The organism is Corynebacterium sp. HMSC22B11 (assembly GCF_001815965.1).
Lineage (GTDB): Bacteria > Actinomycetota > Actinomycetes > Mycobacteriales > Mycobacteriaceae > Corynebacterium.
The window spans coordinates 12,808-27,359 of sequence record NZ_KV823478.1; the positions used below are offsets into that span (position 1 = coordinate 12,808).

At 67.3% G+C, this 14,552-nt stretch carries 12 protein-coding genes and 1 pseudogene; 11 read left to right on the top strand and 2 right to left on the bottom strand.

Going from position 1 to position 14,552, the window contains the following annotated elements:
* Window positions 1–171 precede the first annotated feature (171 nt).
* Together HMPREF3088_RS02545 and HMPREF3088_RS02550 are read left to right on the top strand one after the other, a co-directional pair.
* Entirely contained in the window at window positions 172–1,284 is a 1,113-nt protein-coding gene (locus HMPREF3088_RS02545; RefSeq protein ID WP_070758273.1) for a mannose-1-phosphate guanylyltransferase, read from the top strand.
* A gap of 487 nt (window positions 1,285–1,771) precedes the next feature.
* Window positions 1,772–2,080 (top strand): WhiB family transcriptional regulator, encoded by a 309-nt coding sequence (locus HMPREF3088_RS02550; protein WP_012359725.1) that lies wholly within the window; start codon window positions 1,772–1,774, stop codon window positions 2,078–2,080.
* A 124-nt stretch (window positions 2,081–2,204) separates the two neighbouring features.
* On the opposite strand, the gene HMPREF3088_RS02555 is transcribed toward HMPREF3088_RS02550, so the two are convergent.
* The gene (locus tag HMPREF3088_RS02555; protein ID WP_070758275.1) at window positions 2,205–2,669 is read right to left on the bottom strand and encodes a metallopeptidase family protein; all 465 of its coding nucleotides are present in this window, start codon (window positions 2,667–2,669) and stop codon (window positions 2,205–2,207) included.
* 79 nt (window positions 2,670–2,748) lie between these two features.
* On the opposite strand from HMPREF3088_RS02555, the gene HMPREF3088_RS02560 reads away from it, so the two are divergent.
* The 3 genes from HMPREF3088_RS02560 to manA all read left to right on the top strand — a co-directional run bounded on the left by HMPREF3088_RS02560 (window position 2,749) and on the right by manA (window position 6,097).
* A complete protein-coding gene (locus HMPREF3088_RS02560) occupies window positions 2,749–3,231 on the top strand; it encodes a DUF3499 family protein (protein ID WP_070758290.1) in 483 nt (160 codons plus the stop codon).
* 76 nt (window positions 3,232–3,307) lie between these two features.
* Complete coding sequence (locus tag HMPREF3088_RS02565) at window positions 3,308–4,696, top strand: phosphomannomutase/phosphoglucomutase (protein WP_070758277.1); 1,389 nt, start codon at window positions 3,308–3,310, stop codon at window positions 4,694–4,696.
* Between the two features lie 129 nt (window positions 4,697–4,825).
* On the top strand, window positions 4,826–6,097 hold the full coding sequence (gene manA, locus HMPREF3088_RS02570) for a mannose-6-phosphate isomerase, class I (RefSeq protein ID WP_070758278.1): 1,272 nt from the start codon (window positions 4,826–4,828) through the stop codon (window positions 6,095–6,097).
* A 95-nt stretch (window positions 6,098–6,192) separates the two neighbouring features.
* On the opposite strand, the gene HMPREF3088_RS02575 is transcribed toward manA, so the two are convergent.
* Window positions 6,193–7,017 carry a hypothetical protein gene (locus tag HMPREF3088_RS02575; protein WP_070758280.1) on the bottom strand — a complete coding sequence of 275 codons (825 nt, stop codon included), beginning with the start codon at window positions 7,015–7,017 and terminating at the stop codon, window positions 6,193–6,195.
* A gap of 222 nt (window positions 7,018–7,239) precedes the next feature.
* On the opposite strand from HMPREF3088_RS02575, the gene ahcY reads away from it, so the two are divergent.
* The 6 genes and pseudogenes from ahcY to HMPREF3088_RS02605 all read left to right on the top strand — a co-directional run.
* Window positions 7,240–8,727, top strand: coding sequence for an adenosylhomocysteinase (gene ahcY, locus HMPREF3088_RS02580; protein ID WP_070758282.1), 1,488 nt, complete (start codon window positions 7,240–7,242; stop codon window positions 8,725–8,727).
* Window positions 8,728–8,790: 63 nt separating this feature from the next.
* A complete protein-coding gene (locus tag HMPREF3088_RS02585) occupies window positions 8,791–9,486 on the top strand; it encodes a dTMP kinase (protein ID WP_070758284.1) in 696 nt (231 codons plus the stop codon).
* Window positions 9,487–9,567: 81 nt separating this feature from the next.
* The gene (gene mtrA / locus HMPREF3088_RS02590; RefSeq protein WP_070758285.1) at window positions 9,568–10,248 is read left to right on the top strand and encodes an MtrAB system response regulator MtrA; all 681 of its coding nucleotides are present in this window, start codon (window positions 9,568–9,570) and stop codon (window positions 10,246–10,248) included.
* 3 nt (window positions 10,249–10,251) lie between these two features.
* Window positions 10,252–12,327 carry an MtrAB system histidine kinase MtrB gene (mtrB, locus tag HMPREF3088_RS02595; RefSeq protein WP_070758287.1) on the top strand — a complete coding sequence of 692 codons (2,076 nt, stop codon included), beginning with the start codon at window positions 10,252–10,254 and terminating at the stop codon, window positions 12,325–12,327.
* Complete coding sequence (gene lpqB, locus HMPREF3088_RS02600) at window positions 12,324–14,054, top strand: MtrAB system accessory lipoprotein LpqB (protein WP_070758288.1); 1,731 nt, start codon at window positions 12,324–12,326, stop codon at window positions 14,052–14,054. The genes mtrB and lpqB overlap by 4 nt, the downstream gene beginning before the upstream one ends.
* Window positions 14,055–14,165: 111 nt before the next feature.
* Window positions 14,166–14,552 (top strand): annotated as a pseudogene (locus HMPREF3088_RS02605) (ComF family protein); the annotation flags it as partial.

Below are 14,552 nucleotides of genomic sequence, written 5' to 3' on the forward strand. Positions count from 1 at the left end.
GGCGCCCCGGCGTGGAGGCGGGATTATCACCCGCGGGCGCGCTAACGTGCCTAGGGACACCAACCCCACGATCGGTCGGCCCCAGCAGGGTGCCGGTGAGCTGCTCGTCTGGGGTGAAGCGAATAGTTTTTTGACTGTCTACAGCAGTTGCCGAACACGAGGGAGTAAGCGATGGCAGAGGTGCCTCAGGACAGCCTTGATACCCGAGCTCTGGCGGAGCAGACTGACGCGGTGATCCTCGTCGGTGGGAAGGGTACCCGGTTGCGTCCCCTCACCAACAGCACGCCGAAGCCGATGCTTCCGGTGGCAGGGGCCCCGTTCCTGCAGCACCTGCTGGCCCGCATCAAGGCTGCGGGGATGACCCACGTGGTGCTCGGCACCAGTTTCAAGGCGGAGGTCTTCGAGCAGTACTTCGGCGACGGCTCCGAGATGGGGCTGGAGATCGAGTATGTCGTCGAGGACGAGCCGCTGGGCACCGGCGGCGGTATCCGCAATGTCGCGAGTAAGCTGCGCCACGACCGCGCGATGATCTTCAACGGTGACGTGCTGGGCGGCACGGACCTCGGCGCGATCCTGCGCACCCACGTGGAGCAGGACGCGGAGGTCACCCTGCACCTGCTGCGCGTGGCCGACCCGCGCGCCTTCGGCTGTGTGCCGACGGACGAGTCCGGTCGTGTCGAGGCGTTCCTGGAGAAGACGGAGGACCCGCCGACGGACCAGATCAACGCGGGCAGCTACGTCTTTAATAGGGACGTCATCGAGTCCATCCCTCAGGGACGTGCGGTGTCCGTGGAGCGGGAGGTTTTCCCGGAGCTGCTGAACCGCGGGGCGCGCGTGTTCGGGCACGTGGATCAGGCCTACTGGCGCGACCTGGGCACCCCGGGGGACTTCGTGCGCGGTTCTTCCGACCTGGTCCGTGGGATTGCTCCCTCGCCGTTGCTGGAAGGACGTCACGGTGAGGCGCTGGTGGACGAGTCCGCCGCGGTGTCCAGCGGTGCGCTGGTTTATGGCGGTTCGGTGATCGGCCGTGGTGCGGAGATCTCCGGTGGTGCTCGCGTGGAGTCCTCGGTCGTTTTTGATGGCGTGCAGATCGAGGCTGGGGCCACGGTGGAGCGCTGCGTGATCGCGGAGGGGGCGCGCATTGGGGCGCGTGCGCACCTCGAGGACTGCGTGATCGGCGAGGGGGCCGTGATCGGTGCCCGCTGTGAGCTGGAGTCCGGGGCGCGCGTGTGGCCGGGCGTTGCGATTCCGGACGGCGGAATCCGCTTCAGCAGTGACGTCTAGCGCAGCCTGGTCGCGCTAGGGGCGGGGGTCGGTAGACCCCACCGGCGACACCGGTGAGGCGTCATGCTGGCCCTGCGGCGGGACTTTCGGGGGTGGAAATAAAAATTCTTCGAATTTCCAATATCTTGTGCGTGAGACGTCACTTCCGCTGATCGCAGGCCCATATGTAGTGGTTTCGGTGGGGGCGTGCGGAATATCTCGTTACCTTCGAACGTCTGTTCTAGATGTCTGCTGCGGACGATATAGTGACCTCTGTGACAGCTGTGGCTTTTGGGGCGGCCGGGATTTTCAGAAAGTTTGACGGGACGTAACTACACGTGTGTAATCTTCGATATAGCTGCAATAACAACACACCCGGTGAGGCGCTTGACTTTCACCTCAGGCGATACCTTCACAGCGCCGGGAGTGCGAACCAGTAAGGAGTATTGCCGTGGATAAGCCAGCGAGCTCGGCCTATCCCGCCCCGCCGCAGCAGGGGTCGGCGGCAATGGAAAGGGAGGCTCGAGTGGACACAGGTGCCCGCCAGCACAACCTCTTCGACCTTACGCAGGACTTCGACAAGCTCTTCGACGCCGTGGAGCAGGACTGGCAAGAGCAGGCGCTGTGCGCCCAGACGGACCCGGAGGCCTTCTTTCCGGAGAAGGGTGGCTCCACCCGCGAAGCCAAGCGGATCTGCATGGCCTGCGGCGTGCGCGATGAGTGCCTCGAGTACGCCCTCGCTAATGACGAGCGTTTCGGCATCTGGGGTGGCCTCTCCGAGCGCGAGCGGCGCAAGCTGAAGAAGCGCCTCGGCTAACAGTCCGGACGACACCCCGGCCGCTATGGCCGGACTGCACGAGTGACCTCACGCGCCCTGAACGGGACCGCGTGAGTTTTTCTTTTCCCTGGGGCTTTCCCCGGCGTTCCCGCGCAGTGGCCGACTAGCGATCCCAGTCGAAGCGCGGGTCGATGATCTCCGGGCCGACGTTCAGGTAATGCGCGACCAACCGGGTCACGATATAGCGGAGCATGTCCGCCCGCTCCTCTTTGCTGCGCGCCCGCATCTCCACGGGGCGGCGGAATACGATCAGCCGGGGACGGGTGGGGGAGCCGCTGGAATCCACGCCCGCGGGGATCAGCCGCCCCAGCGGCACCTTGCCGTCGGCGACGACATCCGAGGGCCACTGTGTGTAGCCGTGTTGCAGGCGCATGCGGGGCACTAGGTCCACCGCCAGATCCAGGGAGACGAGCTGATCGTCGAAGCGGTCGAGGATCCGCTCGTAGGCGTCCAGCACCGCCTGATCAAAGTCCTCAGAGCGGGTCCGGTAGCGCGGCAGATCCGGCAGCAAAATGCCGCGCGGGCCGCGCCCCCGGGGGTCGTTCCTCACTCTGCGGATGTGACTCATGGATATTGAGCCTACGCGGTCGGCGGCCTCGCGCCCCGCGGCGCGCGGGCAGATGTGAAAGCTGGTGAATCTGGCTAAGATGTTCCGCGTGACTGTACACCGAAATTGCTCCCGCCCCGGCTGCCAGCGCCCGGCCGCGGCGACGTTGGAGTTTAATTACGCGGATCAGATCGCCATCATCGGACCGCTGCAGCCGGCCGGCAATCCCCACCGCTGGGATCTCTGCGAGGACCACGTGGAACGCACGTCCGTCCCGCAGGGGTGGCGCCTCGTCCGCAAGACTGAGGATGCGACCCCGCCACCGGCGCTCGGCGGAACGAGCGCCATCGGAGCCGCCGACGGCCACGCGGCGGACGACGAGGCTGATGAGGAGGAGCTCCTCGCCCTCGCCGAGGCGGTGCAGCAGGCCTACGAGGAGTCCGGCGAGCTGCCGAACGACCCGGGCCCGCGGCTGGTGCGCCGAGAGGAGATCCCGCTGCCCACCGGCCACCACCCGGCCCGCGGCAACCTGCCGAGCAGCCGCCCCCGCCGCCACCTGCGTGCGGTGCAGGAAAACGACTAGAATCTGACCCAGAACCAACGCCGACCCCGCCCGACCGCCCAGCCTGCGCTGGGCAGCATTGCAATCAGGAGAAAATATGGCACAGCAGTCCGCTCAGCGCGATATCGACGCCGTGAACGCCGTCATCAAGGCCTACGACGTCCGGGGCGTGGTCGGCGACCAGGAGGGTCAGATCAACGTGGGCTTCGTCCGCGACGTCGGGGCCTCCTTCGCCCGCCTCATGCGCGCAGAGGGCGCGAAGAGCGTGGTCGTTGGCCACGACATGCGCGATAGTTCCCCGGGCCTGGCCGCCGCTTTCATCGAGGGCGTGACCGCCCAGGGGTTGGACGCCGTGAACCTCGGCCTGACCAGCACCGACGAGCTCTACTACGCGGCGGGCGTGGGGGAGTGCCCGGGCGCGATGTTCACCGCCTCCCACAACCCAGCCCAGTACAACGGCATCAAGCTCTGCCGTGCCGGTGCCAAGCCGGTCGGCCAGGGCACGGGTCTGGAGCGCATCGTGGAGGAGCTCGTCGCTGGCGTTCCCTCGTATGACGGCGAGCCGGGGACGTCCTCCGAGAAGGACGTTCTCGACGGCTACGCGGACTACCTGCTCTCCCTGGTCCCGATGGACATCCGTCCGCTGAAGGTTGCGGTGGACGCCGGTAACGGCATGGGTGGGCTGACCGTCCCTGCCGTGTTCGGCAAGCTGCCGGTGGAGCTGAAGGACCTCTACTTCGAGCTGGACGGCAACTTCCCGAACCACGAGGCCAACCCGCTGGAGCCGAAGAACCTGGTGGACCTGCAGAAGTTCACCGTGGACAACGGCTGCGACCTGGGTATCGCCTTCGATGGCGACGCCGACCGTTGCTTCATCGTCGATGAGAACGGGGATGCGGTTAGCCCGTCCACGGTCTGCGCGATGATCGCCGAGCGCTACCTGGGACAGAATCCGGGGGCGACGATCATCCACAACCTCATCACCTCGAAGTCCGTCCCGGAGATCGTCACCGAGCTGGGCGGCACCCCGGTGCGTACCCGTGTGGGCCACTCCTTCATCAAGGCGAAGATGGCCGAAACGGGCGCGGTCTTCGGCGGCGAGCACTCCGCGCACTACTACTTCTCGGACTTCTTCAACGCGGACTCCGGCATGCTGGCCGCGCTGCACGTGCTCGCTACCCTCGGCGCGCAGGATAAGCCGCTCTCCGAGCTGAAAGGCAAGTATGAGCGCTACATCGCCTCCGGGGAGATCAACTCCGAGGTTGCGGACCAGGCCGCCAGCACCAAGGCGGTCGTGGAGGCCTTCGCGGATCGCACGGAGAGCAGCGACGACATGGACGGCGTGACCGTCGAGCTGACCGGCGGGGCGTGGTTCAATGTGCGCGCGTCGAACACCGAGCCACTGCTGCGCCTGAACGCCGAGGCGGCGACCCAGGAAGAGGTGGACGCGATCGTCGAGGAGGCTCTGCGTCACATCCGCGGCTAGCTGCGGGAACTCCGCGGGCACGCCCCGCGGATTACCGCCGGCGGGCGGGTGAGAGGCTAGAATAGCCGGCTAGTTGAATGGCCGACCCCGCGGCGGTAAGCGGTCGACGAGCGTTGAAGGCTGAGGAAAGTGTATCTACTGAAGGGCAACATCCACTCTTTCGAGTGGGGCTCCACTGAACTCCTTGCGGGAGTCATGGGGCGCCCTTCGCCGACCCCGGAACGCGAGGCGGAAGCGTGGTTTGGCGCACACCCGGGCGGTCCCAGCGAAATTCTTGCGGGCCCGGCTGGTGCAGGATCGGGGCTGCCCCACGACCTGGCCGAGGCTATTAGTCAGGATCCGGCGGGCCAGCTGGGACCGGACCTGGCTGAGCTGCCCTTCCTGGTGAAGCTGCTGGCCGCCGATAAGGCGCTGAGCATCCAGGCGCACCCCTCCAAGGCGCAGGCCGAGGCCGGGTTCGCCGCGGAGAATGCCGCCGGGCTGCCCGCGGGCGATCCGACGCGTAATTACCAGGATAAGAACCATAAACCGGAGCTGCTCGTCGCGCTGACGGAGTTCCACGCGCTCGCTGGCTTCCGGCCAGTGGGGCAGACCGTGGAGCTGCTGCGCGAACTGGACGTGCCGGAGCTGGCTCCGCAGTGCGAGGCGCTCGCGGCCACCCTGCCGGGGGCGGAAGGTAGTGCGGCTCGGGTCACCGAGTCGGCTGCCCTGCGCGAGGTGCTGGGCGAGTGGCTGAGCCTCTCGCCCGGCGATGCTGAGAAGCGCGTCGCCGCCCTGCTTCAGCGCTGCGAACCGCTATGCGGAGAACCGGGTGTCCTGGGGGAGGCAGCCCGCACGGTGGTGGAGCTGCAGCGTGATTACCCTTCCGACCCGGGCATCCTGGTCGCCCTGCTGCTCAATCGCGTGTCTCTGCGCCCCGGGGAGGCGGTGTTCCTTGCCGCAGGCCAGCTGCACGCCTATCTGAAGGGCATGGGCGTGGAGGTCATGGCGAACTCCAATAACGTGCTGCGCGGTGGCCTGACCGCCAAGCACATGGATGTCGCCGAGCTGCTTAATATTTTGGACGCCTCGCCGCTCGCCGAGCCGCGCTGCGAGGTTTTCGCTGACGGCGACCAGGCGACGGCTGAGTACCGCACCCCGGTGGCGGACTTTCGGGTGCGCACACTGCGACCAGGGGCCAGCATGGTGGTCGAGGAGCCAGCGGTGGTTCTGGCCGCTGGCGGTGAGTTGACGGTGACGTCAGCGACGCAGGAGCTGCCCGTCGCCTCCGGTTCCGCGGTGTGGGTGGGAGTCGCCGACGGCCGCGTGTCCGTTACTGCTCGCGGTGAGGGGACTCGGGAATCTGAGTTCGACGCCACCGGCTTTATCGTGACCGTGGGGGATGCCGCCGCGCTCGACTAGCCTCGCCGCGACGGTGTCATGTAGTCCCGTGGGCGAATTGCTCTGGCTACGGGGTATCGCTCGACACGCGCGGGGAAGGGGTCTGCCCCGGTGCTTTAGCGCCCTGGGCGGGGCTTCGGCTCGGGGGTTGGGGTCGCCTCAGGCTTCGGAAAGTCCTGCTTGCCTGCTTCCGCACCGCCCGTTTTGGTGCCCTTATCCGGCTTCGTGGATGGGGCGGGCGTGCCGCCCTGGCCGATGTCGCTCGAGCCTGTATTCGGTTGATCGGGCTGCTGACCCGGGTCGGCCTCGCCGGCGCCCGGTGTCGTGGTCGTGCCGTCCTGCACACCTGGCTTCCCTGGCTTCGGTGTCGTTGGATTGGACGGCTTCGGATCGCCCTTCGACGGTGGCTTCCCAGGAACCCCGGGCAGCTTGGTCGGCCACTCGGAGGGCAGGGGTGGGAGGTTCATGTCCGGCATTTGCGGCTGCTTCGGCAGCTTCTGCGGGGACGTGCCGCTGGGCTCTGCGTCCTCCACGATCGTCTGCTGTGGGGAGGGCGCCTGGTAGCCGCCCCGCCAGGTGTCCGGCGGCAGGAGCGGGTCGTTGCCCAGCGGGGCGAGGTTGCCGCCACGGGCGAGCGCGTCGATCTTCTCGGTCGGGTCCGTAGGGGTCCCGTTGCCATTCATGCCCTCGCCCTGCTCCGGCGCGGGGGAGGACGTGGATCGGGTGGCCTTCGAGCTGGTGTTCGTGGCGGTGGACCGGGAGGCCTGATCGCTGGCGAGCTCGCTCGTCGCCGAGGTGTTCGTCTCGTCCGGGCCGGCCGCGGTGTTGGACACTGCTGAATTCCAGGTCCAGACGGTGATGCCCACAGCGAGTGTCAAACCGGCAGCGGCGAAGCTGAGGATGCCCTTGGAGCCGGAGCGCGGCTCGTCCGTGTTAGTCACGGCACTGTCCTCCTTTGCCTGCTTGTGCTGCGCGTGATGATGCGGAGCGCCGATCGACGTCTTTTATAACGTTTTCATCACGCTATCTGATCTTGGCAGCTCACGCCACCCCCAACGCGAGATTATTCCCTCCGCCCCACGCCCAGGGCGGCACCGTGTCGGGTGGGGCGGCTAGACTTGGGCGAGTTAAAGCATTCGGAAACCCAAGGAGAGTATTCGACCATGGCAACCCTGACTCCAGACAGCATCGGAGACCTCGAGTTCAAGATTCGTGACCTCAGCCTCGCTGAGTCCGGCCGCCACCAGATCCGCCTGGCGGAACACGAGATGCCGGGCCTGATGGAGTTGCGCCGCGAGTACGCCGACGAGCAGCCCCTGGCCGGCGCTCGCATCGCCGGTTCGATCCACATGACGGTCCAGACCGCCGTCCTCATCGAGACCCTCACCGCCCTTGGCGCGGAGGTTCGCTGGGCTTCCTGCAACATCTTCTCCACGCAGGACGAGGCCGCCGCGGCCGTCGTCGTCGGCTCCGGAACCCCGGAGCAGCCTGCGGGCGTGCCCGTCTTCGCCTGGAAGGGCGAGTCCCTGGCCGAGTACTGGTGGTGCCTCGAGCAGATCTTCACCTGGGGCACCGGCGCCAACGGTGAGGCCGTGTACCCGAACATGATCCTGGACGACGGCGGCGACGCCACCATGGCCGTCATCAAGGGCAAGGAGTTCGAGCAGGCCGGCCTGGTGCCGGAGCCGGGCGAGGGGGACTCCGATGAATACGGCGAGTTCCTGGGCATGCTGAATCGCGTGTTCCAGCGCGATAACACCTTCTGGACCAACAACGCCGAGCAGATCAAGGGTGTCACCGAGGAGACCACCACCGGCGTGCACCGCCTGTACCACTTCGCCGAGCAGGGCACCCTCCCGTTCCCGGCGATGAATGTCAACGACGCGGTCACCAAGTCCAAGTTCGATAACAAGTACGGCACCCGCCACAGCCTCCTGGACGGCATCAACCGCGCCACCGACATGCTCGTCGGCGGCAAGTCCGTCCTGGTCTGCGGCTACGGCGACGTCGGCAAGGGTTGCGCCGAGGCTTTCGCTGGTCAGGGCGCGCGCGTCGTCGTCACCGAGGCGGACCCGATCAACGCGCTGCAGGCGCTGATGGACGGCTTCCCGGTCGTCACCGTCGACGAGGCCATCGGCGAGGCGGACATCGTCATCACCGCGACGGGCAACCTGGGCATCATCACCTTCGAGCAGATGCAGAAGATGAAGGACCACGCCGTCCTGGGCAACATCGGCCACTTCGACAACGAGATCGACATGGCCAGCCTCCTGCACCGCGACGACGTCACCCGCGTGAACATCAAGCCGCAGGTCGACGAGTTCAGCTTCCCGAACGCTGAAGGTGAGCAGATCAGCATCATCGTCCTCTCCGAGGGGCGCCTGCTGAACCTGGGTAACGCCACCGGCCACCCGTCCTTCGTCATGTCCACCTCCTTCGCGGACCAGACCATCGCGCAGATCGAGCTGTTCAAGAACACCGATCAGTACCGCAACGAGGTCTACCGCCTGCCGAAGATCCTGGACGAGAAGGTCGCCCGCATCCACGTCGAGGCGCTCGGCGGCAAGCTCACGAAGCTGACCAAGGAGCAGGCAGAGTACATCGGCGTGGACGTCGAGGGCCCGTACAAGCCGGAGCACTACCGCTACTAAAGGCACGTCCCCGCCCCGTGTTGGGGCGGGCAACGGTAGGAAAGTAGAGACCGAGAAGAACCCATGATCATCGCTTTTGAGGGCATCGACGGCGCCGGGAAGAACACCCTGGTCACCGCGCTGGAGGCCGAGCTGCTGGCCCGGGAGCTGCCCGTCGCGCGGTTGAGCTTCCCCCGCTACGAGGACTCCGTGCACGCCCAGCTCGCGCAGCGGGCACTGACCGGCAAGATGGGGGACCTCATCGACTCGGTCCACGGCATGGCCACCCTCTTCGCACTGGACCGTGCGGAGGTCGCCGAGCAACTCGAGGATCTGGATGCCGATGGCTATATCGTGCTGATGGACCGCTTCGTGGCCTCCAATGCGGCCTACTCTGCGGCCCGGTTGGCTGGCGAGGCGGCCGAAGGCGAGGAGCCTGTGGAACCCGCCGAGCACCCGGTCGTCGAGTGGGTTCGCAGTCTGGAGGTCGATGATCTGGGTTCCCCGGTGCCGGACCTGCAGGTGCTGGTGGACGCCAGCGCGGAGGTCGCCGGCGAGCGAGCGAAGTCCCGGGAGCAGCAGGACGCCGCCCGCACCCGCGATGCCTACGAATCCGACGGCGGGCTGCAGCAGCGCACCCTCGAGGCCTACCGCAGCTTGGCTGCCGCCGAGTGGCTGAGCCCGTGGCAGGTCGTGGCCTCGGAGGCCGGGGGAGTGGCCGAGCGGGCCAGCCAGCTGGCCGACCGGATTGAGGCTGGGTACCGGGATCTGGACTCCTAAACCCGGCGGGCGTGTCTGCCCGGCATAGTACAAAGAACTAAAGACTTTAAACTCAAGAAAAGCGAAGGAAGCACTGCGCTCATGACAGCCAAGATTCTGGTGGTCGACGACGATCCGGCGATCTCGGAGATGCTCACCATCGTGCTGCAGAACGAAGGTTTCGAGACGGTCGTGGTCGGCGACGGCAATGACGCCGTCACCGCAGCCCGGGAGCACGACCCCGACCTGATTCTGCTGGACGTCATGCTGCCCGGGATGAGCGGGATCGACGTCTGCCGTACGGTGCGCGAGTTCTCCACGGTGCCGATCGTGATGCTCACCGCCCGCACGGACACGGTGGACGTCGTGCTCGGCCTGGAGTCCGGCGCGGATGATTACATCACCAAGCCCTTCAAGCCGAAGGAGCTCATCGCCCGCGTGCGCGCTCGCCTGCGCCGTAGCCCGGAGGAGGCCACTGAGTCCACCACCATTCGCGTGGGAGAGGTGGAGATTGACACGGCTGGACACGAGGTCACCCGGGGCGGGGAGGTCATCAACCTGACCCCCATCGAGTTCGACCTGCTGACCACCCTGGCCTCCCGGCCGGGGCAGGTGTTCAGCCGCGAGGAGCTGCTGGAGAAGGTCTGGGGCTACCGGAAGTCTGGTGACACCCGCCTGGTGAACGTGCACGTCCAGCGCCTGCGCTCCAAGGTGGAGCGCGACCCGGATGACCCGCAGGTGGTGCTGACCGTCCGCGGTATCGGCTACAAGTCGGGCGAGTAGCGTATGCCCAACCCCGTCCCGCCGAATGGCCCGGCCGAGCCTGATGCGCTGACTGATACCGAGTCGCGCCGCCCGGCCGGCTCGCCAGCGCGCGCGGATGGGGATACCTCGCCGCTGAGCACGGGCGTGGATCGTGTCGCGCAACGAGGGGAGAGTGCCTCTCCGGCATCGTCCGCTGGGGAGGGCGAGCCACGGGCGGAGGCTGCTGGGGCAGGGGCGTCCTCGGAGCTGGACATCGCGCCGGAGTCGGGGCCGGAAAAGCCCACGTGGCGCTCCGCGCTGCGTCACCCTGCCGCTACGGCGAAAAGCCTGTGGTACCGCCTGCTGTTCAAGTGGCGCACCTCGATCCAGGTGCGCGTGATTGGCTCTGTCTTCCTCTCCTCGGTGCTGGTCATTCTGGCGCTGGGCTTCGTGCTCATCAGCTTTTTGAACCAGCAGCTGCTGAATGCGAAGTACTCCTCGGCAACCGAGGAGATTCACCGGGCACGTGCGACCGTGGAGGAGCAGATCGCCGCCACGGATACCTCGAACCCACTGCCCGTGCGGCTTAGCGCAGCCAGGGCAGTGCTGGCGGACTCCGACTCCACCGCGAAGGCCAATTCCGCGGTCTACGAGCCGGTGCTGATGGCGAGCTCCTCCGCTGGCGACGAGGTCCGGGTGCCGCAGGAAGCGGTGATCCCGACGAAGCTGCGCAACTTCGTACAGCAGGGGCAGGTTTCCTACCAGTACACGACGATGACGGAGGGCACGGAGACCTTCAAGGCCCTGGTCATCGGCACGCCCGTGGCCAGCGATGTGTCTGGCATCGAGCTGTACCTCGTGATGCCGCTGGATGCGGAGGAGTCCACCTTGAACCTGATGCGCGGCCTGCTGCTGGCGGGCGCGATCGTGCTGCTGGTTCTCCTGGTGGTCATCGCGTGGGTTTTCGCCCAGCAGCTGACCGTCCCGGTGCGTTCGGCTTCCCGCATCGCGGAGCGCTTCGCGGCCGGCCACCTGCGCGAGCGTATGGTCGTGGAGGGGCAAGACGAGGTCGCGCGCCTATCCATCTCCTTCAACGAGATGGCTGAGTCGCTGTCCGCGCAGATCCGCAACCTGGAGGAGTTCGGCTCCCTGCAGCGCCAGTTCACCTCGGATGTTTCCCACGAGCTTCGCACTCCGCTGACGACCGTGCGCATGGCCGCGGACCTCATCAATGACAACGCGGAGAACCTCGATCCGTTGACCGCGCGTGCGGCGGAGCTGATGGACAAAGAGCTCGATCGTTTCGAGATGCTGCTGGGCGATCTGCTGGAGATCTCGCGCCACGACGCGGGCCAGGCGAACCTCTCGGCTGAGAAGATCGATATGCGTGGTGTCGTCCACTCCGCGCTGGCGCAGGTCCGCGGCATCGCGGAGGACCTGGGCGTGGTCTTCAACCTCGACCTGCCGGAGGAACCAGTGACCGCGGAGGTGGACTCCCGCCGCGTGGAGCGCATCCTGCGCAACCTGCTGGCCAACGCCGTGGACCACTCCGAGGGGCACCCGGTGGAGGTGGCCTTGGCGGCCACGGAACGCAACGTGGCGATCACCGTCACGGACCACGGCGTGGGCCTGAACCCGGGCGAGGAGGAGATGGTGTTCAACCGCTTCTGGCGCTCGGACCCATCCCGCGAGCGCCGGACGGGTGGCACCGGCCTGGGCCTGGCCATTGCCAGGGAGGATGCCAAGCTGCACGGCGGTGTGCTGGACGCCATCGGCGAGCCCGGGGTGGGGTCCTGCTTCCGGTTGACGGTGCCACGCAAGGCGGGCTCGAAGGCCGGGACCTCGCCACTGCCGCTGGCCGTCCCAGCGGTGGTCGAGCACGATACCGAGGACGTCCAGACCGAAAGCGTCCAGGCTGCCGAGCTCCAGGACGCCCAGATCCAGGGCGATGAGGGCCAGTCCGAGGGAATAGGGGCAGCTGGAGCCCAGGCCAATGCGGAGAATGAGGGTCAGCCTGTCGACAACGCGGCGGAGCAGCATGATGAGCACGCGGCGGACCCTGCGCCGGGCGCTTTTAGCAGTGAAGAGGACCCACGGCCGGAAGGGGAGGACTCGTGAGGAAGCTCAAACTGATTGGCACCACGCTGGTGGCCTGCGGCACTCTCGTGGCCACCGGATGCACGACCTTGCCGGGCGATTCCGCCCCGGAGGTGATCAGCTCCTATTCGCCCATGCCGGACGTGGAGGACGTCGTCGAACCGAAGGACAACCAGCCCTCGGACCTGCTGCTGCGCGATTTCTTCGCGGCGAGTGCCCACCCGGTCAGCGACTACGCTGCGGCCCGGAAGTTCCTCACTACCGAGCGGGCGGATCAGTGGCACCCGGAGCGTAAGACGAAGGTGCTGGACCGCGTGTTCATCAACTCTGATGGCGCGGTGCGTGACGGAAAGATCACCTACCGGGTGCGCGGCAACGTACTGGGCACGCTCTCCCCGGGCGGGGTGTTCACCCCGGAGTTCACGGGCTATGAAACCACCTACGAGATGGTGCAGGAGCGGGGCCAGTGGCGGATTTCCAACCTGCGCGACGCGGTGGTGCTGGACCGCGCGGACTTCTTCTCTGCCTACGAGGCCCGGGACCTGTACTTCGTGAACCCGCGCGGCTCGATGCTCGTACCCGATCGGCGCTGGGTATACACCCGCCAGCAGTCCATCGGGGCCTCGATGGTCTCTCTGCTGAACAATGGCCCGAACCCGCTGCTGGGCGACGCAGTGAACTCGCTGATTCCGCCGATGGCGACGGTGCGAACCCAGCGGACCGGGGAGGGCGAGTTTGAGGTCGAGTTCACCGGCCTGACCGGGCTGAATCCGGAGGCTCGTCGGCTGCTGGGTGCCCAGGTGGTGTGGACGTTGGCGGGTGCGGACGTGCGCGGCCCGTACCGGTTGATCGCGGATGGCACCCTGCTCTCCGAGGAGGTCGGGGAGACGTGGCGGGTCAATGACGTCTCCGAGTTCGACCCACGAGCCAGCGCTGCGGGGACGCTGCGTGCGGTCTCTGGTGGCCAGGTGCGTGAGCTCAGCGAGTCGAACGCCGATGCCGTGGCGATGGGCGGCTGGTTGGCGTCGAACTACATCGAGTCTTTGGCGGTCTCCTCCCAGGAGAACATGTTCGCTGCCGTCGCGGGGATGGGCGAAAGGCCGCGTCGCCTGCTGGTCGGCAAGTCGGAAGGAGCGCCGCAGGAGCTGTTGGAATCCAAGTCCCTGACCCGCCCGACGTGGAGTGGCGACGCCCACGCCCTGTACACGGTGGCCGATGGGCAGGAAATCAAGCGTTTCGTGCGTTCTGGGCGTACCGGAAACCTCGTGGAGGAGCCAGTGGACGCCGAATCCGTGGAGCGCCTGGGGCCGGACGCACGGATCAGCATGTTCCGGGTCTCCCGCGATGGCGTGCGCGCCGCCCTGCTGATCGACGGCAAGGTGTACGTCGCGGTCCTGCACGACCGCGAGCGTGGTGGGGTGCGCCTGGGCAAACTCGAGGAGATCGGCTACCAGCTGGGGGACACCGCCGTCTCCGTGGGCTGGCAGCACGACGGCACGCTGCTGGTGGGCACCCGCGCCAACGACGCCCCGGTGTGGCACCTGGCGGTGGACGGGTCGATGGCCCGGCAGGAGTCCGCGCGCAACATCGCGGCCCCGGTGGTGGCGGTGACGTCCACGGGGCAGGCGCTGTACGCCACGGATGGTCGGGCGCTGGTGATGCTGAACCGGGATGATTCCGACCCGAAGTACTGGCGCGAGGTGCCGGGGCTCGTGGGGCAGCGGGCGATCCCGGTGGTCGCCCACTAGCGTTGCGCGATTGCGGGGGCTCGAACACTTCCCGCAAGAAATGCCGATCCCGGGGCTCCCGGTGCGGCGCCGGGGTAAAAAAGGGGGTACGGGGACAAGGGGGGGCTCTACGTGTCAGCTGGGGGCTGGATCGAGACGGCGGCGGATCTGCTGCTGCGTAACGACTGCATGTGCTGCGGGCGGGTCGCGGAACGGGCCAGTCGAGCTGGAGGCTTGGCCGGGGCAGCGCTGTGCGCGGACTGCGCCCTCGAGCTCACGGTGGCTCCGCAGCGGATCGACCCACAGGTGCCGAGCGTCCCGGTGTTCGCCTGCGGCCCCTACGGCGGGGCACACCGGGCGATCGTGCTCGCGGCCAAGGACCACATGCGGGCACCCGCCGCGAAGGTCATTGGCCGGGTGTGGGCCGGGGCGGTGGAGTACCTCGCGGCCGGGGGAGAACTCCCGCACCCCGGGCTGTGCCCGGTCGCGCTCGTCCCGGCGCCCACGCGCCGGGCGGCG

What these genes read in the sequence shown, in the direction of transcription:
- HMPREF3088_RS02545 (WP_070758273.1), top strand. Translation starts at nt 172, where the DNA reads ATGGCAGAGGTGCCTCAGGACAGCCTTGATACCCGAGCTCTGGCGGAG.
- HMPREF3088_RS02550 (WP_012359725.1), top strand. Translation starts at nt 1,772, where the DNA reads ATGGAAAGGGAGGCTCGAGTGGACACAGGTGCCCGCCAGCACAACCTC.
- HMPREF3088_RS02555 (WP_070758275.1), bottom strand. Translation starts at nt 2,669, where the DNA reads ATGAGTCACATCCGCAGAGTGAGGAACGACCCCCGGGGGCGCGGCCCG.
- HMPREF3088_RS02560 (WP_070758290.1), top strand. Translation starts at nt 2,749, where the DNA reads ATGTTCCGCGTGACTGTACACCGAAATTGCTCCCGCCCCGGCTGCCAG.
- HMPREF3088_RS02565 (WP_070758277.1), top strand. Translation starts at nt 3,308, where the DNA reads ATGGCACAGCAGTCCGCTCAGCGCGATATCGACGCCGTGAACGCCGTC.
- ahcY (WP_070758282.1), top strand. Translation starts at nt 7,240, where the DNA reads ATGGCAACCCTGACTCCAGACAGCATCGGAGACCTCGAGTTCAAGATT.
- HMPREF3088_RS02585 (WP_070758284.1), top strand. Translation starts at nt 8,791, where the DNA reads ATGATCATCGCTTTTGAGGGCATCGACGGCGCCGGGAAGAACACCCTG.
- mtrA (WP_070758285.1), top strand. Translation starts at nt 9,568, where the DNA reads ATGACAGCCAAGATTCTGGTGGTCGACGACGATCCGGCGATCTCGGAG.
- mtrB (WP_070758287.1), top strand. Translation starts at nt 10,252, where the DNA reads ATGCCCAACCCCGTCCCGCCGAATGGCCCGGCCGAGCCTGATGCGCTG.